This is a genomic window from Streptomyces sp. cf386 (assembly GCF_900103585.1).
In the GTDB taxonomy this organism is placed as follows: Bacteria; Actinomycetota; Actinomycetes; order Streptomycetales; family Streptomycetaceae; genus Streptomyces.
In genome coordinates, this window is sequence record NZ_FNHV01000002.1 from 145,570 (window position 1) to 166,027 (window position 20,458).

The 20,458-nt window shown below is 69.3% G+C and carries 23 protein-coding genes and 1 tRNA gene; 15 read left to right on the plus strand and 9 right to left on the minus strand.

From position 1 onward, the window contains the following. A partial coding sequence (locus BLU79_RS48070) for a hypothetical protein (RefSeq protein ID WP_177000868.1) occupies window positions 1-318 on the minus strand: 318 nt, incomplete at its 3' end. Between the two features lie 172 nt (window positions 319-490). Here BLU79_RS48070 and BLU79_RS04840 point away from each other — a divergent pair. Further along, window positions 491-889 carry a hypothetical protein gene (locus BLU79_RS04840; RefSeq protein WP_093904349.1) on the plus strand — a complete coding sequence of 133 codons (399 nt, stop codon included), beginning with the start codon at window positions 491-493 and terminating at the stop codon, window positions 887-889. Window positions 890-978: 89 nt separating this feature from the next. Here the strand turns inward: BLU79_RS04840 and BLU79_RS04845 are convergent, their stop codons facing one another. Next, a complete protein-coding gene (locus BLU79_RS04845) occupies window positions 979-1,656 on the minus strand; it encodes an HNH endonuclease family protein (protein ID WP_093904350.1) in 678 nt (225 codons plus the stop codon). 254 nt (window positions 1,657-1,910) lie between these two features. Beyond that, a complete protein-coding gene (locus BLU79_RS04850) occupies window positions 1,911-2,237 on the minus strand; it encodes a carboxymuconolactone decarboxylase family protein (RefSeq protein ID WP_093904351.1) in 327 nt (108 codons plus the stop codon). Window positions 2,238-2,449: 212 nt separating this feature from the next. Between BLU79_RS04850 and BLU79_RS47800 the strand changes: the two genes are divergently transcribed. Continuing rightward, window positions 2,450-2,734, plus strand: a complete 285-nt coding sequence (locus BLU79_RS47800; protein WP_143052457.1) for a hypothetical protein — start codon at window positions 2,450-2,452, stop codon at window positions 2,732-2,734. A 44-nt stretch (window positions 2,735-2,778) separates the two neighbouring features. Here the strand turns inward: BLU79_RS47800 and BLU79_RS04855 are convergent, their stop codons facing one another. After that, a complete protein-coding gene (locus tag BLU79_RS04855) occupies window positions 2,779-3,030 on the minus strand; it encodes an SCO4226 family nickel-binding protein (RefSeq protein ID WP_093904352.1) in 252 nt (83 codons plus the stop codon). A 495-nt stretch (window positions 3,031-3,525) separates the two neighbouring features. Beyond that, the gene (gene phoU, locus BLU79_RS04860; RefSeq protein ID WP_093904353.1) at window positions 3,526-4,227 is read right to left on the minus strand and encodes a phosphate signaling complex protein PhoU; all 702 of its coding nucleotides are present in this window, start codon (window positions 4,225-4,227) and stop codon (window positions 3,526-3,528) included. A gap of 335 nt (window positions 4,228-4,562) precedes the next feature. On the opposite strand from phoU, the gene BLU79_RS04865 reads away from it, so the two are divergent. Then, window positions 4,563-5,843 carry a two-component system sensor histidine kinase PhoR gene (locus BLU79_RS04865; protein ID WP_093904354.1) on the plus strand — a complete coding sequence of 427 codons (1,281 nt, stop codon included), beginning with the start codon at window positions 4,563-4,565 and terminating at the stop codon, window positions 5,841-5,843. Further along, the gene (locus tag BLU79_RS04870) at window positions 5,840-6,520 is read left to right on the plus strand and encodes a two-component system response regulator PhoP (protein ID WP_015659563.1); all 681 of its coding nucleotides are present in this window, start codon (window positions 5,840-5,842) and stop codon (window positions 6,518-6,520) included. Before BLU79_RS04865 ends, BLU79_RS04870 begins: the two co-directional genes overlap by 4 nt. A 216-nt stretch (window positions 6,521-6,736) precedes the next feature. Here BLU79_RS04870 and BLU79_RS04875 read toward each other — a convergent pair whose 3' ends face one another. Continuing rightward, complete coding sequence (locus BLU79_RS04875; protein WP_093904355.1) at window positions 6,737-7,462, minus strand: copper chaperone PCu(A)C domain-containing protein; 726 nt, start codon at window positions 7,460-7,462, stop codon at window positions 6,737-6,739. Between the two features lie 635 nt (window positions 7,463-8,097). Here BLU79_RS04875 and BLU79_RS04885 point away from each other — a divergent pair. The 6 genes from BLU79_RS04885 to BLU79_RS04910 all read left to right on the plus strand — a co-directional run bounded on the left by BLU79_RS04885 (window position 8,098) and on the right by BLU79_RS04910 (window position 14,536). Beyond that, the gene (locus BLU79_RS04885) at window positions 8,098-8,580 is read left to right on the plus strand and encodes a CarD family transcriptional regulator (RefSeq protein WP_003953493.1); all 483 of its coding nucleotides are present in this window, start codon (window positions 8,098-8,100) and stop codon (window positions 8,578-8,580) included. Window positions 8,581-8,856: 276 nt separating this feature from the next. Next, window positions 8,857-9,657, plus strand: a complete 801-nt coding sequence (gene ispD, locus BLU79_RS04890) for a 2-C-methyl-D-erythritol 4-phosphate cytidylyltransferase (protein WP_093904356.1) — start codon at window positions 8,857-8,859, stop codon at window positions 9,655-9,657. After that, window positions 9,647-10,144, plus strand: coding sequence for a 2-C-methyl-D-erythritol 2,4-cyclodiphosphate synthase (gene ispF / locus BLU79_RS04895; protein WP_093904357.1), 498 nt, complete (start codon window positions 9,647-9,649; stop codon window positions 10,142-10,144). Before ispD ends, ispF begins: the two co-directional genes overlap by 11 nt. A 169-nt stretch (window positions 10,145-10,313) precedes the next feature. Then, complete coding sequence (gene cysS, locus BLU79_RS04900; RefSeq protein WP_093904358.1) at window positions 10,314-11,711, plus strand: cysteine--tRNA ligase; 1,398 nt, start codon at window positions 10,314-10,316, stop codon at window positions 11,709-11,711. Window positions 11,712-11,810: 99 nt separating this feature from the next. Further along, window positions 11,811-12,752, plus strand: coding sequence for a 23S rRNA (guanosine(2251)-2'-O)-methyltransferase RlmB (rlmB, locus tag BLU79_RS04905; RefSeq protein ID WP_093904359.1), 942 nt, complete (start codon window positions 11,811-11,813; stop codon window positions 12,750-12,752). A gap of 134 nt (window positions 12,753-12,886) precedes the next feature. Next, on the plus strand, window positions 12,887-14,536 hold the full coding sequence (locus BLU79_RS04910) for a DoxX family protein (RefSeq protein ID WP_093904360.1): 1,650 nt from the start codon (window positions 12,887-12,889) through the stop codon (window positions 14,534-14,536). A 587-nt stretch (window positions 14,537-15,123) separates the two neighbouring features. Here the strand turns inward: BLU79_RS04910 and BLU79_RS04915 are convergent. From BLU79_RS04915 to BLU79_RS04925, 3 genes are all read right to left on the minus strand, one after another. Continuing rightward, window positions 15,124-15,855: a nucleotidyltransferase family protein gene (locus BLU79_RS04915; RefSeq protein WP_093904361.1), complete on the minus strand. Its 732-nt coding sequence runs from the start codon at window positions 15,853-15,855 to the stop codon at window positions 15,124-15,126. 98 nt (window positions 15,856-15,953) lie between these two features. Beyond that, window positions 15,954-16,412, minus strand: coding sequence for a hypothetical protein (locus tag BLU79_RS04920; protein WP_093904362.1), 459 nt, complete (start codon window positions 16,410-16,412; stop codon window positions 15,954-15,956). Between the two features lie 241 nt (window positions 16,413-16,653). After that, window positions 16,654-17,742 (minus strand): ABC transporter ATP-binding protein, encoded by a 1,089-nt coding sequence (locus BLU79_RS04925; protein ID WP_093904363.1) that lies wholly within the window; start codon window positions 17,740-17,742, stop codon window positions 16,654-16,656. A 218-nt stretch (window positions 17,743-17,960) separates the two neighbouring features. Here BLU79_RS04925 and BLU79_RS04930 point away from each other — a divergent pair. The 5 genes from BLU79_RS04930 (at window position 17,961) to BLU79_RS04950 (ending at window position 20,448) form a co-directional block, all read left to right on the plus strand. Further along, window positions 17,961-18,035, plus strand: a tRNA-Thr gene (locus BLU79_RS04930). 227 nt (window positions 18,036-18,262) lie between these two features. Beyond that, window positions 18,263-18,499, plus strand: a complete 237-nt coding sequence (locus BLU79_RS04935) for a hypothetical protein (protein WP_093904364.1) — start codon at window positions 18,263-18,265, stop codon at window positions 18,497-18,499. Window positions 18,500-18,840: 341 nt separating this feature from the next. Continuing rightward, on the plus strand, window positions 18,841-19,236 hold the full coding sequence (locus BLU79_RS04940) for a chlorophyll a-b binding domain-containing protein (protein ID WP_093904365.1): 396 nt from the start codon (window positions 18,841-18,843) through the stop codon (window positions 19,234-19,236). A 322-nt stretch (window positions 19,237-19,558) separates the two neighbouring features. Then, the gene (locus BLU79_RS48075; protein WP_177000869.1) at window positions 19,559-19,867 is read left to right on the plus strand and encodes a hypothetical protein; all 309 of its coding nucleotides are present in this window, start codon (window positions 19,559-19,561) and stop codon (window positions 19,865-19,867) included. A gap of 233 nt (window positions 19,868-20,100) precedes the next feature. Further along, window positions 20,101-20,448, plus strand: coding sequence for a hypothetical protein (locus tag BLU79_RS04950; protein ID WP_093904367.1), 348 nt, complete (start codon window positions 20,101-20,103; stop codon window positions 20,446-20,448). Window positions 20,449-20,458 lie beyond the last annotated feature (10 nt).

Below are 20,458 nucleotides of genomic sequence, written 5' to 3' on the forward strand. Positions count from 1 at the left end.
CTTGCCCGACCCGGCAGCCCGCGTGCCCTTGCTGTAGAAGAAGACCTGGATGCCGTTGGGCGCGATATGGGTCCAGGCTCCGAATTGCCCGGCCGGGAAGTCCTTCAAGTTGACGAAATTACCGCTGGAATTGAGCTTTCCTGATCCGGCGGCCCGTGTGTCCTTGTTGTAGAAAAAGAGCAGGCCACCGCCGGGCACGATGTGGGTCCAGTCTCCGAACTGTCCGGCTGGGAAGTCCTTCAGGTTGACGAAATCGCCGCTGCCGTCGAGCTTGCCCGATCCGGCAGCTCGCGTGTCCTTGCTGTAGAAAAAGAGCATGGCGTCGCCTCCTGTTTTCGCTACCGCCTCTTGACCAGTGCCGACGCGAATGCACCGACCAGACTGCCGGCTAGCCGGTCCGGAGCCCTGCAGGCCATCTTGCGGATGAGGAACCTCCATCGCATGCGGGTGGAGCCATGCAGGTGAGAGGCGCGCACAGTGGCGACGCCAGGTGCGCCGTGATGCTTATGCCGCGTTTCTGGACTCCATTGCCCAGTTCAATGAACTGACACGTTCGTACCGCGAGTTGTCCTTGCTCGGCCGGCCCATGCCGACAGGAACCGCTGACAGGCTCCGAGAACGCATCCGCAGTATCGAGAAGGCGCTGTTCATCGTGGAGTTGGAGGGGCCCGCTGAAGTGGCGGCAGAAGCCGACACCGTCATGCGCGCGATCGCCGACTGGCAAGCGTCTGTCATCGTCTCGGAACTCCGCGCGGCGCGTGGCGTCCCACCTCGGGACGATGTTCCAGGCAGCGACGCGGTGCACCAGCAGGTCAAGCGCTCCGTGACAGCCTTCAAAGCCGTAGCTCGTGCCGCTCTGGACGCTCCCGGCACCGTCGACCAGGGATGAGGCCCGCCCAATTGATGGCCCCACCCAGGTGATGGCCCGCCCAGGTGACGGTGATGGCCCCGCCCCGCTGAGGGGACGGGGCCCCAGTTCTACGGAGCGGTCTCGTAGGTCACGCTGGTGCCGGGGCACGCCTCCGCGACCTGGGTGAGTGCTTCGAGTTCGGCGGCGTCCGCGGTCAGTCCCCAGCGGAGCTTCGTCGAGATCCACTCCGAGGTGTACCGGCACGTGACCTCGACGGACGGCGGCAGCCATTCGGCCGGGTCCTGGTCGGACTTGCTGCGGTTCGAGGCCGCGGAGACGGCGACGAGGGAGGGGGTGACGGCGAGGTCGTTGGCGTACGCCTCACGCCGCTCGGCGGTCCACTGGGACGCTCCGGAGTCCCAGGCCTCGGCCAGCGGCACCATGTGGTCGACGTCCAGGGCGGAGGCCGAGGTGAGCCACTTGGCGTCGTAGTACGACCACCAGCGCCCTCCCGAGAGCTTGCAGCCGGGGAGGATCTGGGGCCGTTCGACCGCCTCGGCGAGCAGCACCTCCGCCCGGGTGTTGCAGCCGTCGGTGGGGTTCTGGCCTGCGTTCCAGTGCTTGAAGCTCGTGCGCTGGTAGCCGTCCCGCACCTCTGCGGCGAGCGGCAGGAGCTGGACCGAGGCCGCCATCGGGAGCGTGTGCGGCACGACGGAACGATCCTGCGCATGGGCCGGAGTGGGTGCGGCGAGGGGCATGAGGAGAAGTGCGGCCGCGATCGCGGCCCGCCTGAGGTTCTTGATCACGCATCGCAGAATTGACTGCGCGTACCTCGTTCGAGGGTTTCGACTCGAACGGATGAGCCATGTGGAGGCGTGAGTTCACCGGACAGGTGTGCCATTGGACGCCCGATGGGGGAATGGTGCGGCCCGCGGGTTGTGCCACAGGTTGTGCCACAGATGGAGCCCCCTGCCTGCGTTCACCACAGGCAGGGGGCTCCACAGACTTCACGCCGCCGCCCGGCGTCCCCTCCGCCCCGTCAGCCCCACTCGGCGGAGCCCTACGCCCCGCCCCGCATCTCCGCGTCCGCCACCGAGATCGTGATGCCGAGGGCCGTGGCGATGTTGCCGGCCGCCGTCATGACGCGGGCGGTACCCACGACCGGCGCGATGGCGACCAGGACGTCCTGGACCTGCTCGGCGGTCAGGCCGGCCTGGATGGCGGGGTCGATGTTCGCGACGTAGGAGATCGGCGGGGCGTCAGACGCGGCGAGGGCGGCGATGCGGGTGAGCATGAACGTCTCCGGGCGCAACCCGCACCGCTCGACCGAGTCGACGGTCATCGCGGCGATCGTGTCCAGTACCGGGGTCTCAGATGCTGTGGCCATGGCAGGTTGTCTCCTGTCGGTGTCATGAGGGAATTCGACCGGCGCCGACACGCGAGGGCACCTACTCGCTCCAGCGCCTACCGCTCGACCGTAAGTCCGTCCGCCGGGGATCGCCTGTCGAGGCTCCCCCGTCACCAGGGGCCGCGTGGGCGCCGGCGTTCGTACGGCTGGCAAACTGGCCGCCGTTCATGGGGACTTGGGGCGGGGGCGGGATGAGCGGGCGGTCGCAAGGGTGGCTGGTCGGTGGTTGGCTGGTGCTGGTGGTCGCTGGCTGGTCGGTGACGGAGTCGATGAACGACGGGATCGAACCGACGTCGGGTCCGCGGCCCAAGCCCTCGTCGTCGAGTTCCCCCGTCGAGTGTGCGGAGCCGACTCCTACGCCGACGCCGACTCCTCCGCCGATACCGACGCCGCCGGTCGGCGCGGAGGGCTCCGACCTCACCGACCGCCACGTCGAAGTGACACGCGATCTCGTCGTCATAGCGGTCGCCTGCTAGGCGGCGCCGCTCCCCGCGGCGCCGCCGTACCGCCGCATCGCACCTCACACCATCAGCGGCACCGAGTGAATCTCGTCCGGCGCCCCGGCACCCCCTCGTTCGTGGGCGCGCTTGACCGCATCGGCTGAGGGGCCCTCGCTGAGGCAGTAGACCGTGCCGGACCCGGGGTCGGCCCAGGCGTGTTCGAAGCGGACTCCCTCTTCCTTCTCGAACGCGGCCGTGGCGTCATGGGCCTGCTGCAGCTGGTCGGCCGTGATGCCCTGCATCCCGTGGTGTACATCCATGAAGCGAGTCATGCCTCGCACCTCCTTTCCCTTACCGGGGTGCGTTCACCTGCTCTCCCTCCATACTGCGCCCGCCCGGCACGGCAAGCGAGGCCCGCCCGGCGGCGCGCACAGCGAAGGGCCCCGGCGCTTCCACAGCGCCGGGGCCCTTCACCGTCGTACGAGATCGACCCTCACCCGCACTGGCAAGGATTCCCCGACTGGCATCCGCACCCGCAGCCGGAGCCGCAGCCGCAGGCGCCGAAGAGCGGGAGGCTCCTGATGTCGGCGGGCCGGTCGGTCGGGCGTTCCCGCGTGGGGTCGGATGTCGTGCCGGGAGTGCCGGGGGTGCTGGGGGATTCGGCCATGGTCCCTCCTCGAGGCTGGTGCCTGTGCCCATTCCATGCCCGCCCCGCTGGGCGCATCAACGGCGCACAGAGGCTTGCGCACGCCCTGAACGGGCCCCCACAAGCCGGACCGCAGCCGGACCGCAAGCCGGTCCACGAGCCCCCGGTCACCCCGGAGCGCTTACGCCCCCTCCACCCCCGGAACCGCCTGGATCTCCGGCTTGATGTCGGGCTGGAGCTCATCCGCGTGCTCACCCGTCACCAGGTACACCACCCGCTTCGCCACGGCCACCGCGTGGTCGGCGTACCGCTCGTAGTAACGGCCGAGCAGCGTCACGTCCACGGCCGTCTCGATGCCGTGCTTCCAGCGCTCGTCCATCAGGTGCTGGAAGAGGGTGCGGTGCAGGAGGTCCATCGCGTCGTCGTCCTGCTCCAGCTGGAGCGCGAGGTCGACGTCCTTGGTGACGATCACCTCGGCCGCCTTCGCCATCAGGCGCTGCGCGAGCTGGCCCATCTCCAGGATGGTCGCGTGCAGGTCCTGCGGGATCGCGCGGGAGGGGTAGCGCAAGCGCGTGAGCTTCGCCACGTGCTGGGCGAGGTCGCCCGAGCGTTCCAGGTCCGCGGACATCCGCAGTGAGGTCACGACTATGCGGAGGTCCGTCGCGACCGGCTGCTGGCGGGCGAGCAGCGCTATGGCCCGCGCCTCCAGGTCGTGCTGGAGATCGTCGACCTTCTGGTCGGCCTCGATCACGCTTTCGGCCAGCTTCAGGTCGGAGTCGAGGATCGCCGTCGTGGCGCGCCCGATCGCCGACCCGACCATCCGGGCCATCTCGACCAGGCTGTCGCCGATCGAGTCAAGTTCCTCGTGGTACGCGTCCCGCATCAGGGTCCCTCTCTTACGTCTGCCTCGTCGAGCTCGTCGAACCGTCGGCTGTCTTCAAACCGGTCAAACCGTCGAGCAGACAGTCTTACGGTCATGACCTCCGACAGTAAGACTGTCGTGATAACGCCAGTCGGACTGTCGTGAAACCGCCAGTGTGATCTCCACGCTAAACCGCCCCGGCGAACCCGACGCTCCTACGATCCGGCGCCCACGCGTCCGTTTCCGCCACCTCAAATGAACCACCACTGGCTCCAAGGTGAACTCTGGGCGACGAGTGTTCGAGGTCGCACTCCGACGACTGTGGCCACTGCCTGCGCCATGCCTAACCTGGGTGCATGGACGTGAACGCGGCGGTCGCCGCAGCGGCAGCGATCGCCGGGGTGCTTACCGGTGTCATCGCCATGCTGGCGTTCCGCTGGAGCGAACGCGACCTGAAGCGACCCACCCGAACCTCCCTGCACACCGACCCGGTCCTGCCGCCCGGCGTGGACACGGTCCTGTCGGTGCTGCGCTCCTCCGCCGTCGTTCTCGACGAGGGGGACGCCGTGGTCAAGGCCAGCTCGGCGGCGTACGCCCTCGGTCTGGTGCGCGGTGGCAAGCTCTCCGTCGAACCCATGCTCCAGATGGCCCGGGACACCAGGCGGGACGGAGAGATACGGCAGGTAGAGCTGGACCTCCCCCGGCGCGGCACCGGACGCGGCGACGCCCTCGCCGTGTCCGCGCGCGTCGCGCCCCTCGGCTCCCGCCTCGTCCTCCTCCTCGTCGAGGACCTCACCGAGGCCCGGCGCATAGAGGCGGTGCGACGCGACTTCGTCGCCAATGTGAGCCATGAGCTGAAGACGCCGGTCGGCGCGCTCTCCCTGCTGTCCGAGGCCGTCATGGACGCCTCCGACGACCCGGAGGCCGTGGAGCGCTTCGCCGGGCGCATGCAGATCGAGGCGACCCGGCTGACCAGCCTGGTGCAGGAGCTCATCGACCTCTCCCGGGTGCAGAACGACGACCCGCTGGAGGACGCCGAGCCCGTCCGCGTCGACGAACTCGTCGCCGAGGCCGTGGACCGCTGTCGGCACGCCGCCGGGACGAAGCAGATCACCATGGCCGCGGGAGGCACCAGCGACGACCTCAGCATCTGGGGCAACCGCGGCCAGCTCGCCGCGGCGCTCGGCAACCTCGTCGAGAACGCCGTCAACTACTCGCCCGCCCGTACCCGCGTCGGCATCGCCGCCCGCCGGGTCAGCGCTCCGGGCGGAGACCTCATCGAGATCGCCGTGACCGACCAGGGCATCGGCATCTCGGACAAGGACAAGGAGCGCATCTTCGAGCGCTTCTACCGCGTGGACCCGGCCCGTTCCCGTGCCACCGGTGGCACCGGCCTCGGTCTCGCGATCGTCAAGCACGTGGCCGCCTCGCACAGCGGGGAGGTCACGGTGTGGAGCTCCGAGGGACAGGGCTCCACGTTCACCCTCCGGCTGCCGGAGGCGGGTGCGGCCCGCGACCGCGCACAGCAGCACCCCGATCTCGACGACGAGGCCGGGCACCCCGCATCATCCGATCCCCCCACTTCCCCCGACTCACCCGCGTACGAAACGCTTTCCGCCCCGGAGGTCCGCCCGTGACCCGAGTGCTCGTCGTCGAGGACGAGGAGTCCTTCTCCGACGCCCTGTCGTACATGCTCCGCAAGGAGGGCTTCGAGGTCGCCGTCGCGACCACCGGGCCCGACGGACTCGACGAGTTCGAGCGCAACGGCGCCGACCTCGTCCTCCTCGACCTGATGCTGCCCGGCCTGCCGGGCACCGAGGTCTGCCGCCAGCTGCGCGGCCGTTCCAACGTCCCAGTGATCATGGTCACCGCCAAGGACAGCGAGATCGACAAGGTCGTCGGCCTGGAAATAGGAGCCGATGACTACGTCACCAAGCCCTTCTCGTCCCGCGAACTGGTCGCCCGTATCCGGGCCGTCCTGCGCCGCCGCGGCGAGCCCGAGGAGGTCACCCCGGCCGCGCTGGAGGCCGGTCCCGTCCGTATGGACGTCGACCGTCACGTGGTCACGGTCTCCGGCTCCAAGGTCGACCTCCCGCTCAAGGAGTTCGACCTGCTGGAGATGCTGCTGCGCAACGCGGGCCGCGTCCTGACCCGCATGCAGCTCATCGACCGCGTCTGGGGCGCCGACTACGTCGGCGACACCAAGACCCTCGACGTCCACGTCAAGCGCCTGCGCGCCAAGATCGAGCCCGACCCGGGCGCGCCGCGGTACCTGGTGACGGTGCGCGGCCTCGGCTACAAGTTTGAGCCCTGAGTCGCCGACCTGCTACGTTAAGTCACCCTCGCCGTCGGGTTGGCGGAGAGGCTAAACGCCTGTGGAGCGTTGGTAAGACCCGGAGAAATCCGGGCACAGTGCGGTGAAGCAGGAAGCCCCTTGAGGGCGGGCCAAAAGTTCGAGCCGTAAAGCTCGGAAACGCCAAGGGCGGGAACCGATAACCAAGGTTCCCGCCCTAGCTGTTTGCGGGGTTGCTCAGTGCCCGGCAGTCGTGTGCGAAGCGCTGTCGGACGGGGTCGCCGCGCCGCCGGCGTTCGTGCCGGCCTCGGTCCCGGTACCGGCCTCGGTGCCTGCCTCGGTGCCGTCCGCCGGCGTCTCGCTCGCGGAGGACGCGTCGGTCGGGGTGCCCCCGGCCGGGGACCCGGTCGGCGAGCCGGTCGGGGTGGCCGTCTTGCCCGGCGTCGCCGGGACCTCGGTCGGGCCCCAGTCCTTGAAGTAGTGCTCGGCCGGGACGACGAAGGCGCGCAGGCTCACGTCACCGGTCTTGCTGAAGGTGAAGGTGATCTTCTGCGCGTTGCCGTCCTGGATCGCCTCACGGCTGCTCGGCAGCACGGCGGCGGCGTTGTCCTTGCCGCCGATGATGAGTGAGCCGCCGGCCGGGATGGTCAGGCTGCCGCCCTTGGCGGGCTTGAGCTCGGCGGTCTTGTCCGTGCCGTCCACCTTGATCGCGTCCAGCGTCTGGGCGGTGCGGCCGGAGTTGAACAGGGTCGCGGAGATCGCGGCCGGACCGGTCGACTCCAGGTCGGGCTGGGTGATCACGACGGCGTTCTGGATCTTGATGTCGCCGACCGTGGTCGCCGCGTTGTCCGGCTTGATCTCCAGGGTCTGGCTGTTGTTGCCGGCCGCGCACGCGGAGAGCGAGGCGATCGAGAACGCGATGGCGGCGGCCGCGAGGGCACCGCGTCGAAGGCTGCTGCTCACGGCGGCGGCAACTCCTTGACTCGAACGGGGCGGGCGCATAAAGCCGCCCTAAGTGTCTGTCAGCGGCCTTAGGTTACCGAGCCGTTCCCGCGTGACCGCACCCGACCCTCCCCTGAGCGCCCGTAGTACCTCTTCGGACCTCTTCGGACCCTCTTCAGTCCTCTTCCACGGTCCGTCCCGACACTCACAAGTGACCCGCGAGTCACATTGCCTGGGCGCCTCGTCCGCCATTCACATAAGCCGTCGCAAGGGGCGGCGCAAAATTTCCGTGAAGGAATGCACGACGTTCCAGGAATTGATCACCGGGTGTGCTGCCGACCTGGGCCGTGATCAATTTCGGAATCGTCCGGTACCCGACTCGGGACGCCGAACGGAGTAGCGAAAGTCGCACACTTGGAACCGGACATATGTGTACGTTCGGCCACTCGGAGGCGCCGCCGGATGTGTGTAACGTGCGCGTTTCTCCTCGCCTGTAGAGCCGCTCCGACCTGCGAATACCTTCTTCCGTTCAGCCCGCGAAGCACGTTCCTGTTGCTGTTGTCAAGCCCCGAGATATGCCCTGACCTGCGAAAACGCCATTCAGAACCCGCCGTTTCCGTGTTACCCTGGATAGCCACGGAAGGGGTACCTGTCACATGACGTTCAAGGTTGGCGACACCGTGGTCTATCCCCATCACGGGGCCGCGCTGATCGAGGCCATCGAAACTCGCCAGATCAAAGGCGTGGACAAGACCTACTTGGTGCTGAAGGTCGCCCAGGGTGACCTGACGGTACGTGTGCCAGCGGACAATGCGGAGTTCGTCGGCGTGCGTGATGTGGTCGGTCAGGACGGGCTGGACCGGGTCTTCGAGGTGCTGCGCGCGCCGTACGCCGAGGAGCCCACGAACTGGTCGCGTCGATACAAGGCAAATCTGGAGAAGCTCGCCTCCGGCGATGTCATCAAGGTCGCGGAAGTCGTGCGTGACCTGTGGCGTCGTGAGCGCGAGCGTGGACTCTCCGCCGGTGAGAAGCGCATGCTCGCCAAGGCCCGCCAGATCCTGGTGAGCGAGCTCGCCCTCGCGGAGAACACCAACGAGGACAAGGCCGAGGCCCTGCTCGACGAGGTTCTCGCGTCCTGACGCGGTCCATCCGCCTCAGTTCAGCACTGTGCTGAATTATTCACAGAAGTGCCGCGGTGCCCGATGACATAGCAGCTGTCGCCGGGCGCTGCGGCATGTTCGCGTTTCGACGCCGTCAAGACGTCCACCCTCGGGGGGAGCCCCCCCGATACTTGATGTGCCGGGCCCGGGCAGCAGGCTCGACCGACTGTCACGGAAGGGTCCGGTCAAGGCGTCGCGCCCGGCACGCTGTGGCCATACCCAAGTTGGCCGAGCACACAAACCTGACAGGAACCGATGTCTGACGTTTCGCGCCCTTCGCCCTCGGAAGCCGGTACCGGCAACCCTGCCGGAACCCCTGGTGGGACCCCCGCCGGACGCCGTACGGCCGTCGTGATTCCGGCCGCGGGCCGGGGTGTACGTCTCGGCCCGGGCGCCCCCAAGGCGCTCCGCGCGCTGAACGGCACGCCCATGCTGATCCACGCCGTGCGCGCGATGGCCGCCTCCCGCGCCGTCTCCCTCGTGGTCGTCGTGGCCCCGCCCGACGGTGCCGCTGAGGTCAAGAGCCTGCTCGACGCGCACGCGCTGCCCGAGCGCACCGACTTCCTGGTGGTCCCCGGCGGGGAGTCCCGCCAGGAATCGGTCAAGCTCGGCCTGGACGCGCTGCCGCCTGACCACGACATCGTCCTGGTGCACGACGCGGCCCGCCCGCTGGTCCCGGTGGACACGGTCGACGCGGTGATCGAGGCCGTACGGGACGGTGCCCAGGCCGTCGTCCCCGCGCTGCCGCTCGCGGACACGGTCAAGGAGGTCGAGCCCGCCTCGGCCGCCGGCGAGCCCGAGCCGGTGGTGGCCACCCCGCAGCGCGCCCGCCTCCGTGCCGTACAGACCCCCCAGGGCTTCGACCGCGCCACGCTGATCCGCGCCCACGAGACGGTGATCGACGAGGTCACCGACGACGCCGGCATGGTCGAGCAGCTCGGTCTGACGGTCGTGGTCGTCCCCGGCCACGAGGAGGCCTTCAAGGTCACGCGCCCACTGGACCTGGTCCTGGCGGAGGCGGTCCTGGCCCGTCGGAGGCTGAACGATGGCTTCTGAGACGGGCGTGCCGCTGCCGCAGGTGGGCATCGGCACCGACATCCACGCCTTCGAGGAGGGCCGCGAGCTGTGGTGCGCGGGCCTGAAGTGGGAGGGCGAGGGCCCGGGTCTGGCCGGCCACTCCGACGCGGACGTCGTCGCACACGCCGCCTGCAACGCCCTCTTCTCGGCAGCCGGCCTCGGCGACCTGGGACAGCACTTCGGCACCGGGCGGCCCGAGTGGTCGGGCGCCTCCGGCGTCGTTCTCCTCACGGAGGCGGCCCGGATCGTACGCGAGGCGGGCTTCCGGATCGGCAACATCGCGGTCCAGGTGGTCGGCCCCCGCCCCAAGATCGGCAAGCGGCGCGACGAGGCCCAGAAGATCCTGTCGGAGGCGGCCGGAGCCCCGGTGTCGGTATCGGGCGCGACGACGGACGGGTTGGGGTTCCCGGGCCGAGGCGAGGGCTTGATGGCGGTGGCGACGGCTCTGGTGGTGCGGGTGGGTTGAGGAGGTTGGGCCCCTAGCGCCGGGGAGCGTGCCCACCTAAGGGGCGCGGGGCTGTTCTCGATATGCGGCTCCGCCGCGCGGGCGCGACCAGCCCCCACCGACCCGCAGCCGAAACGGTCAAACCGCCGGAAGGCGCCGGGCACTCCCGTCCGCCCACTACCCTGGTGTCGTGACCATTCGCCTGTACGACACCAGCGCCCGGCAGATCCGTGACTTCACCCCGCTTCAGCCGGGCTGTGTCTCGATCTACCTCTGTGGCGCCACCGTGCAGGCGGCACCGCACATCGGCCACATCCGCTCCGGGCTCAACTTCGACATCATGCGCCGCTGGTTCGCGTACCGCGGCTATGAGGTGACGTTCATCCGCAACGTCACGGACATCGACGACAAGATCATCGCCAAGTCCGTCGACCAGAACCGCCCTTGGTGGTCCATCGGCTACGAGAACGAGCGCGCCTTCACCGACGGCTACACCGCCCTCGGCTGCCTCCCGCCGACGTACGAGCCCCGCGCCACCGGCCATGTCACCGAGATGGTCGAGATGATGCGCGGCCTCATCGAGCGCGGACACGCCTACGAGGCGGACGGCAGCGTCTACTTCGACGTCCGCTCCTGGCCCGCCTACCTGGAGCTGTCCCGCCAGGACCTCGACGAGATGCGGCAGCCCGCCGAGGAGGGCATCACCGGCAAGCGGGACCCGCGCGACTTCGCGATGTGGAAGGCCGCCAAGCCCGGCGAGCCCGACTGGGAGACGCCGTGGGGCCGGGGCCGTCCGGGCTGGCACCTGGAGTGCTCGGCGATGGCGCACCGGTACCTCGGCTCCGCCTTCGACATCCACGGCGGCGGCCTCGACCTGATCTTCCCGCACCACGAGAACGAGATCGCCCAGGCCAAGGCATACGGCGACGAGTTCGCCAAGTACTGGGTGCACAACGCCTGGGTCACCATGAGCGGCGAGAAGATGTCGAAGTCGCTCGGCAACAGCGTGCTCGTCTCCGAGATGGTCAAGCAGTGGCGCCCGATCGTCCTGCGCTACTACCTGGGCACCCCGCACTACCGCTCCACCATCGAGTACAGCGAGGAGGCCCTGCGCGAGGCCGAGTCGGCGTTCGCGCGCATCGAGGGCTTCGTGCAGCGCGTGGTGGAGAAGGCGGGCGTCGTCGAGCCGTCCGCCGAGGTGCCGCTCGCCTTCGCCGAGGCGATGGACGACGACCTGGGCGTCCCGCAGGCGCTGGCCGTCGTGCACACCACGGTCCGCCAGGGCAACTCCGCCCTCGCCGCCGACGACAAGGAAGCCGCCGTGGCCCGCCTCGCCGAGGTCCGCGCCATGCTCGGCGTCCTCGGCCTGGACCCGCTCGACCCGCACTGGGCCGGCGAGACCGACCGCGGCGAGGACCTGCACGGCGTCGTGGACACCCTGGTCCGTATGGTCCTCGACCAGCGCGAAGCGGCCCGCTCCCGCAAGGACTGGGCCACCGCGGACGCCATCCGCGACCAGCTCAACCAGTCGGGCCTGGCCATCGAGGACGGCCCGCAGGGCCCGCGCTGGACCCTCGGCCCGCGCTGAGCGAACCAGCCGCCCGCAAGATCGATTGTGCCGCCCGGCCCTCCGGGCGGCACACTGCATAGACGTACGTACGAACGCCTCACGACAGACAGGTAGGTCATGGCCGCGAACAACCGCCGCATGTCCGGCAAGAAGGGCGCGCAGGTCGGCAGTGGCGGCCAGCGGCGCAAGGGCCTGGAGGGCAAGGGCCCGACCCCGCCCGCCGAGATGCGCAAGGGACACAAGAAGAACCGCATCGCGGGCGCCAAGGCGAAGCAGGCCGTACGCCGTCCCGCGCCGCGTGGCCGCGGCGGCAAGGGCACGTCCGAGATGGTGGTCGGCCGCAACCCGGTCGTCGAAGCACTGCGCGAGGGGGTCCCGGCCTCCACGCTCTACGTCCAGCAGTTCATCGACAACGACGAGCGCGTCCGCGAGGCCCTCCAGCTCGCCGCCGAGCGCGGCGGCATCAACCTCATGGAGGCCCCGCGCCCCGAGCTGGACCGCATGACGAACGGCCTCAACCACCAGGGCCTCGTCCTCCAGGTCCCGCCCTACGAGTACGCCCACCCCGAGGACCTCGCCAGCGCCGCCTACGACGACGGCGAGGACCCGCTCATCGTCGCCCTCGACGGCGTGACGGACCCGCGCAACCTGGGCGCCGTCGTCCGCTCGGTCTCCGCGTTCGGCGGCCACGGAGTCGTCGTACCGGAAAGGCGCGCGGCGGGCATGACGGCCGGCGCCTGGAAGACCTCGGCCGGTACGGCGGCCCGCACCCCGGTCGCCCGCGCCACGAACCTCACCCGCGCCCTGGAGTCGTACAAGAAGGCGGGCATCACGGTCGTCGGTCTCGCCGCCGACGGCGAGGCCGAACTCGGTGACCTTCAGGCCCTGGACGGTCCGGTCGTCATCGTGGTCGGCAGCGAGGGCAAGGGCCTGTCCCGCCTGGTCGGCGAGACGTGCGACTTCCGGGTACGCATCCCGATGCCGGGCGGCGCCGAGTCCCTCAACGCCGGTGTGGCGGCGGGGATCGTCCTCTACGAGGCGGCCCGCCGACGCGTCTGAACAGACATCCGTGGCGTCACCCGTGCGGGTTAATTCTGGTGAGAGTGGTGCGACCTGCGCATCCTTGACGGGGTCCGGACAGATCGGACCGGTCAAGGCAGTGTCCTAACCACACGTCACTCGGTTAGTTGAGTGTGGACACCAGAACACCCCGCACACCCACGGGGGACCGCTCGTCGGGATACGACGACGCTCCCGCGCTGAGCATGGTGAAGGTGCCGAGCGATCCGGCGCAGATCATCGTCAATCACGCGAGTTTCCGCGTGCTGCTGGGCGCGTCGACCGGGCGCACCAAATCCCTGCGGATCGCACGGCAATCGAGCGCCACCGAGGACACCACCCGCATCCCCGCCATGGGCGCGGCCGGCAGAGCGGGCGCGGCCACCGGCCCCCGCCGCCGGGTCGCCGTCTGGAACGGTACGTCCGCGCCCGACGACACCGGCGCCCACCGCCTGCTCCAGGCCGTGCGGGACGGCAGCGTCCGCCACGGCGACGAAGCGGCGCCCGCCGGGGCCACCCAGGTCATCCCGCGTGTGGAGGTGGGCGGTGGCTATGACGGCGGCTACGACGACGAGTTGACGCAGACCGTCGAAACCCCGATCGTCGGCGCGCAACGCACCCACGAGTCGATGGAGACCCGCCTCCTCCCGAATATGCGCACGGTGGAGAGCGCGTACGACGAGGAATTCGCCTACGAGGCCGAGGGCTTCGAGGGCGAGGACGGGGCGGGCGGCCCGGACGACGAGACCGGCACGACGTTCAAGCGCCTGGGCGACGACCCGGCACGGCACGCCTACTACCCCGGCCGCCGCATGAACCTCGGCGTCGTCCTCCTCCCCCTGCGCGTCTTCCTCGGCTTCATCTCCATCTACGCCGGCATGGGCAAGCTCTGCGACCCCGTCTACTTCGACGGCGGCAAGCGCGGCTCGATGGTGAAGTGGCTCAACACCCTGCACCCCTGGGAAGTCGCCGAACCACTCCGCCAGTTCGCCCTCGAACACCCCGTCGGCTCCGGGCTCGTCATCGCCTTCTTCCAGGTCATCGTGGGCGTGCTCACGGTCCTGGGGTGCTGGCAGCGGGTCGCCGCGGTCGTCGGCGCGCTGCTGTCGGCGGCGCTCCTGGTCACCGTGAGCTGGAAGAGCGTCCCGGTCTACGACGCCCCCGACATCATCTACCTGGCGGCGTGGTCCCCGCTGATCATCGCCGGCGCCCCGGTCTACTCGATCGACGGCCGCCTCGCCGGGATGGCCTGGCGTCGACTGGGCCCGCGCTCCGACATCTGGGAACTGCGCCAGTACGTCCTGCGCCGCGGCGCCCTGATCACGGCGATCGTCACCGGCTTCACTCTCCTCATCGGCTCCCTGCTCGGCGGCGCCGTCCGTGACGCGGACCGCGTCGTGGTCCCCGGCCCCGGCGAGGCCCCGCGCAACGAACTCCCCGGCTCCCCGCTCCCGCAGGAGCCCGACCAGCGCAGGAAGACGCCGTCCGCCTCCAACTCGCCCACCCAGGGCGCCACGTCGGGAGCGGCCACCCCGTCGGGCGCCGCGACGACGCCGGGCGCCACCAGCGACACGGGGACGACCGGCGCCGGTACGCCCAGCCAGACCCAGGGCACGGAGGGTCAGGCCCCACCCCAGCAGTCCACCCCGGCCGACGAGGCCCCCAGCACCAGCACCGGCCCCACCTCAGGAGGCCCCACCTCCGGCGGCGGCTCCACCGGCGGCTCCGGCAACGGAGGCTCGACCTCCGGCGAACCGGGCCTGGTAGGCGGCCTGTTGGGGTAGCCGGGCCGGTGGACACCCTCCTCGGCCCCCACTCCACCGGCTGACCACCCCGATACTCCGCCGAGCACCACAACGAAGGGCCCCTGGACGTCATCAGTCCAGGGGCCCTTCGCTGTGCGTGTGGGGCGTACGGCGATGGAGGCTACGGTCACCGCCTGCTTGGCGTGGCCCGGCGTGTGGGCTGAGCCGGGGGTTGGGACGCTCGCCCGCGCTGGCGGGGTGCCGCTGCGCCCACCCGTGCCGCCCCAGCGGCACGACTGCCCGCAGCTACGCAGGCTGCGGCGCCCCGGAGGGAAGGCGGTCCGGCATGTGTGAGTGGGCGTACCCCCGCGGCGCCAAGTCGCCCACGGCGGTAAGGGGACGCGTCGGGGGGTGTCCGCCCGCAGTGGCCGGCGTCCACACGCGGTGCCTCTTGGCCTAAGTCCAGGCGCCGGTCCGAGGACGGACACACCCCCCCCGGCGCGGCCCCGACCCACCCACCGAACCGCAGGCGCTACGCGTACTCCCACCGAACCCGCACAGGCGCCGCAGGCATCAACGCGCACCCCACCCCACCCGCAGCCGAACCACGGCCAACCCGCGGAGCGCTAGCGGCCCAGCGTCGCCAGTTCCTTGGCCGCCTCCGTCAGATCCTTCGCCGTGTCGATGGCGCGCCAGTACGCCCCCTGGGGAATCGGGAATCCGGCCAGCCGCCGCTCTCGGGCAAGGTGGGGGAACGTCGTGCGTTCGTGGTCGCCGCGTTCGGGGAGGAGGCCGGCGAAGGCGGGGGAGAAGACGTAGACGCCCGCGTTGATTTCGAAGGTCGACGGCGGCGACTCGATGAAGTCGGTGATGTGACCGAAGCCGTCCGTCTGCACCGCACCCCAGGGGATACGCGGACGCGCCAGCGCAAGCGTCGCCACGGCATCGCGCTCGGTGTGGAAGTCCGCCATGTCCCGCAGCGAGAAACGCGTCCAGATGTCGCCGTTGGTGGCGTACCAAGGCTGATCGGGATGCGGAAGATGCTTGGCCGCGTACTTCAGACCACCGCCCCTGCCGAGCGGCTCCGTCTCGACGACAGTCGTCACCCGCACCGGAAGCTCGGCCGACTTCAGCCAGTCCTGCAGCACCTCGGCGAGGTGCCCACAACTGACCACCACATCCGTCACACCCTCCTCGGCCAGCCACGCAAGCTGATGGCCGATGATCGGCGTCCCCGTACCGGGGATCTCGACCATCGGCTTGGGCCGGTCGTCGGTGTACGGACGCAGCCGGGACCCCTGGCCACCGGCCAGGATGACGGCTTGGACGGGGCGGGACGCGGCATTCGGATCAGTCATGACCGAACTGTACGCGGCGTCCCGCTCGCGGCATTCTCCGGCAACCGTTCCTTAATCAGCCGTTACCGGCCGCAATAGGAGTGTTCAGCTGCGCGAGGTCAGCTGTGCGCGGCCGCGACACCCGAGGCGAAGGCGGTGTCGCAGACGGGCCGAGCGAACGACTGAGCCCGCGTCGGACCGTACATCCGCACCGCCGCCCGCCCGAGCGAACGGGCGATCGAGGCGCAGTGCTGAGCCAGCGACGGGCGCTCATGGACGGCCTGCTGGAGGTGGGTCAGGGCGACGCCCGGGTCCTTCTCCTGCAGCTCGGTCAGGAGCTGATCGCGCAGCACCTCCTGCGGGGCGCGCGGGGCGGTGTTCTTCGCGTTGCCCGCGCTCGTGACGTCGGTCGCGGTGAGCACCGAGTCCGAGGGGTTCCCCGACCAGTTGACCCGGGTGACCGCGAGGGTCCCGGAGAGCACCAGGACGACGGGCAGGACGAGGGCGAGAGTGCGGCCGAGCTGGCGGGCGGGGCCCCGGTGGCCGCGTCGTGTCTGTTGATTGGTGGAGTGCTTCACGCGAGTGAGGGTAGCGTTCAGTGCTGATATGGCGACATTTGGTCACCGGTTCGGGGGACGAAGTGATGCCTCTCCCCGAGTGCGGTGTTGACGCACACAGCTCGAAATGAACCGATCTGCCGGGGTATTTGTCGACAACAAAAGGGGCCCCGCAGGCATCTGCGGGGCCCTCTTCGTCAACCTGGGTGAATTACCCGGGTTGTGCTGCCACTACTCACCCTTGGGCGTCGAGATCGCTCGCTCAGTCGGAGAGCCGCTCACCCGTGGACGTCGAGAACACGTGCGTCTCGCCGGAGCGCGGGACGATGTGCAGCGTGCTGCCCTTCTCCGGGACGTCACGGCCGCTGACGCGGACGACGAGGTCCTTGGAGTCCTCGCCGACCTTGGCGGTGCCGTAGACGTACGCGTCGGCGCCGAGCTCCTCGACGACGTTCACGGTGACCGCGAGGCCCTGGTCCGACTCGGAGCCGGCCACGTCGAAGTGCTCGGGGCGGACACCGACGGTGACGGTCTTGTCGGTGGCGGCGGAGAGCGCGTCACGGTCCACCGGCACGACCGAGTTGCCGAACTTCACGCCGCCGTCGGTGATCGGGACCTCGACCAGGTTCATGGCGGGGGAGCCGATGAAGCCGGCGACGAAGAGGTTGGCCGGACGGTCGTACATGTTGCGCGGGGTGTCGACCTGCTGGAGCAGACCGTCCTTGAGGACGGCCACGCGGTCGCCCATCGTCATGGCCTCGACCTGGTCGTGGGTGACGTAGACGGTGGTGATGCCGAGACGGCGCTGCAGCGACGCGATCTGCGTACGGGTCGACACACGGAGCTTGGCGTCCAGGTTGGACAGCGGCTCGTCCATGAGGAAGACCTGCGGCTCACGCACGATGGCGCGACCCATGGCTACACGCTGACGCTGACCACCGGAGAGCGCCTTCGGCTTGCGGTCGAGGTACTCGGAGAGGTCGAGGATCTTCGCGGCCTCCTCGACCTTCTTGCGGATCTCCGCCTTCGGCACGCCGGCGATCTTGAGCGCGAAGCCCATGTTGTCGGCGACCGTCATGTGCGGGTACAGCGCGTAGTTCTGGAACACCATGGCGATGTCCCGGTCCTTGGGCGGCAGGTGCGTGACGTCGCGGTCGCCGATGCGGATGGCGCCGCCGTTGACGTCCTCGAGCCCCGCCAGCATGCGGAGCGAGGTGGACTTGCCGCAGCCGGACGGGCCGACCAGAACGAGGAACTCTCCGTCCTCGATGTGGATGTCGAGCGCGTCCACGGCGGGCTTCTCGGTGCCCGGGTAGATCCGGGTCGCCTTGTCGAACGAGACAGTGGCCATGGTGAATGGGCCCCCTTCTACCGGCAGGAACGTGCCGGACGATCCGTTGTAGGAAGGTGGTTGGTTTAGTCCACATGTGCGGACTGGCTTCGGACGGTACCTGGCGTTCGCCTGATCTGTCAGTACCTGGAGGCATGTGAACTTCGCGGAAATTTTCGACAGGGCCCGCTCGGAACCTGGGTACACTGCACGGGCGCGCGCCTCATAAGCGCCCGCACGCCTCCTTAGCTCAGTTGGTCCAGAGCGGCTGTCTTGTAAACAGCAGGTCGTCGGTTCGAATCCGACAGGGGGCTCCGACTGTATGAACAATCCGGCGCGGGGCTCAGGCGTCAATCCGAATACGCCTGAGTCGCCCTGCGTTTGAGGCGCATTCGCCACTCTCGGTAATTCCGCGCACACCCATCTCCCCCCTCGGACACGGGATATGCACCGGCATGGAACCTGTTCGCTACTGCTAGTGTTCATGCAGTCACAGTAGGCAACCAGCCTCAATGCATAGGTAATGAAAACCGAGGGTTCCATGCGCAAGCTTCACCAGGTCATGATCGTCGCGGCGGCGGCCGGCACCCTGTCCGGCATCGGCGCCGGTACCGGTGTCGCCTACGACGTCAAGCCGGCCTCGACCGATCTCTACCGCCCCTACCAGGAGTGCAGCCCGCAGACGGTGGCCAGCGGCGACCTTCCGATCGCCGTGCTCGGTCTCTCCGAGACCTTTGACACCACCTGCGGCCAGTTCAACAACGCCTTCACTGGCTGAGGTCGGCGGCACGGGTCGTGCGCGACGCCTTCCGCGGGCCCCTTCGGGGTCAGTCCCCGAAGGGGCCCGTACGCGTCCGCGATCGCTGAACTCCGATGCGTCGACGAGTCGTTGCGGCAGCCGCCCCTTCCCCGCCCCGGCGGCATCGCGTGCGGCGCGGGCGAGGCGCGCGAACCGAACCTCGAAGCCCAGGTCAGTCCTTCACTTCGTAAGCGAAACGGCCCCGAGCATCCCGGACCTTGAGCGGAACACCGGGGCCCGTATCTCCGACATCCCGGGGCCTGGCGCGGCGGTTCGCGGCGCACGGCGCCCGGGCACCCCTCACAAAGGAGACGCAACACATGTTCAACGGAAAGAAGATCGCGGCCGTCTCGGGGCTTCTCGGCGGCCTCGCCATGACCTGGATCGGCGTCGCCCCGGCGCACGCCGCGGCGGACCCGGGTGCCTGTGCGCCCGACAGCCAGGGCAACATCATCTGCACCCAGCGGATCGTGGGCCAGTTGCCCGAGAGCGGCGATTTCGTGGTCCGCCGGTCGGTGACCTGCCAGCCGACGGAGCCGGTGACCCTGCCTGCCGCGGGCCTGCTGAACAGCGGGACTACGCGGATCGGTCCCCACATCACCTGCAAGGACATGACGCGGCCCACGATGCCCGCGCCGGCACCCGCCACCAACGACAACAGCGACAGCGGCCACCTCGGCGCCCTGGCGCGCATTCTGGGCGGCCCCGGGGCGTAATCGCCGACGCCTGCCCCATCTCTCAAACAGCGGAAGGCCGGACCGGGTTGACCTGGTCCGGCCTTCCGCTGTTTCCGCTTCTTCACGGGTCGGCAAACGGGTGACCGCCGCTCTCCGCCCGTGACTCGCCCTCGGGGAAACGTCGTTGCTCTCAAGGAAGAACAAGGAAGAACGATGTGCGCGATGCGGCCGCATCGTCTCCTTGGCATGGGTCGACACGACACGAGAAGGGTCAAAGATCCCAAATTGCTACGGATTACGTGTATATGCTCACACTAAGTAGTCAAGCCAGGGCATCTTGCCCGGAAGAAAGGGTCAAACTATGCGCAGGTTTCAGCGCGTTGCGGTCGTAGCTGCGGCGGTTGCAGGGCTGTCCGCCTTCGGTGCCGCGGGTTCGGCGTTCGCTCACGAGGACGGCTGGGACGCCCAGAATGTGACCGCGGTGGCCACCTCGACGGCCAACGCCGTGGGCTCGTGGGGCGTTCCGTCCGACAAGCCGCACGCCGCTCCGGCTGCTGCTCCGGCCGCCGCGCCCGCCGCTGCGCCGGTCGCCGCTCCGGAGGCCGCCCCGAAGACCGTGGCGCCGGAGTACGGCTACGGCGAGTACACCGCTCCTTACGCCGCTCAGTAACGACGTACCGAGGAATCGATGCGCGAGTTTCAGGGCACAGCGAACGTCGTCGTGACGGCCGCGGAGCGGACGGCTCCGTACTCCGCGCCACGGTCGGCCCCCTAGGGCGAATCTCACGACAGGTGCATCGATATCCCTCGACCCCTTAGCAAAAGCAGCCCGGACGCGCGGCAGACCCCTCAGGGTGCGCGTCCGGGCTGCAGCAATGTCTCGACTGCAGAGGAACGAACTACATGAACGGTCGACAGAAGTTCGCCACCGTCACGGGGCTCCTCGGGGCGCTCGCCGTGATCTACGGCGGTGCCGCGCCGGCGTACGCCGATGACGATCCGAAGGGCGAATGCACCATCACGGGCCAGGGGGACATCGTCTGCATCAAGAAGAGCGAGTCGATCCGCAAGGACAAGCGCCGGTACGTCGTCAAGCAGGCGCAGGACTGCCAGGTCGTCGAGCACCCGCGCTTCACGTTTCCCGAAGGGGCCATGCTGAACGACGGGTCCCTGCAGTCCGGTCCGGTTGTCGAGTGCTCGAACAGGGCGAAGCTGCCCAAGGGTTTCAAGGTGCCCAAGTTCAAGTTCTGAGGCGTGAGCG

Excerpts from the sequence above, each read along its gene's own strand:
- ispF (WP_093904357.1), top strand. The coding sequence starts at position 9,647 with ATGGCTTCTGAGACGGGCGTGCCGCTGCCGCAGGTGGGCATCGGCACC.
- BLU79_RS04950 (WP_093904367.1), top strand. The coding sequence starts at position 20,101 with ATGAACGGTCGACAGAAGTTCGCCACCGTCACGGGGCTCCTCGGGGCG.
- BLU79_RS04925 (WP_093904363.1), bottom strand. The coding sequence starts at position 17,742 with ATGGCCACTGTCTCGTTCGACAAGGCGACCCGGATCTACCCGGGCACC.
- BLU79_RS04850 (WP_093904351.1), bottom strand. The coding sequence starts at position 2,237 with ATGGCCACAGCATCTGAGACCCCGGTACTGGACACGATCGCCGCGATG.
- BLU79_RS04855 (WP_093904352.1), bottom strand. The coding sequence starts at position 3,030 with ATGACTCGCTTCATGGATGTACACCACGGGATGCAGGGCATCACGGCC.
- rlmB (WP_093904359.1), top strand. The coding sequence starts at position 11,811 with ATGGCCGCGAACAACCGCCGCATGTCCGGCAAGAAGGGCGCGCAGGTC.
- BLU79_RS04885 (WP_003953493.1), top strand. The coding sequence starts at position 8,098 with ATGACGTTCAAGGTTGGCGACACCGTGGTCTATCCCCATCACGGGGCC.
- BLU79_RS04915 (WP_093904361.1), bottom strand. The coding sequence starts at position 15,855 with ATGACTGATCCGAATGCCGCGTCCCGCCCCGTCCAAGCCGTCATCCTG.
- BLU79_RS04865 (WP_093904354.1), top strand. The coding sequence starts at position 4,563 with ATGGACGTGAACGCGGCGGTCGCCGCAGCGGCAGCGATCGCCGGGGTG.
- ispD (WP_093904356.1), top strand. The coding sequence starts at position 8,857 with ATGTCTGACGTTTCGCGCCCTTCGCCCTCGGAAGCCGGTACCGGCAAC.
- BLU79_RS47800 (WP_143052457.1), top strand. The coding sequence starts at position 2,450 with ATGAGCGGGCGGTCGCAAGGGTGGCTGGTCGGTGGTTGGCTGGTGCTG.
- phoU (WP_093904353.1), bottom strand. The coding sequence starts at position 4,227 with ATGCGGGACGCGTACCACGAGGAACTTGACTCGATCGGCGACAGCCTG.
- BLU79_RS04935 (WP_093904364.1), top strand. The coding sequence starts at position 18,263 with ATGCGCAAGCTTCACCAGGTCATGATCGTCGCGGCGGCGGCCGGCACC.
- BLU79_RS04940 (WP_093904365.1), top strand. The coding sequence starts at position 18,841 with ATGTTCAACGGAAAGAAGATCGCGGCCGTCTCGGGGCTTCTCGGCGGC.
- BLU79_RS48075 (WP_177000869.1), top strand. The coding sequence starts at position 19,559 with ATGCGCAGGTTTCAGCGCGTTGCGGTCGTAGCTGCGGCGGTTGCAGGG.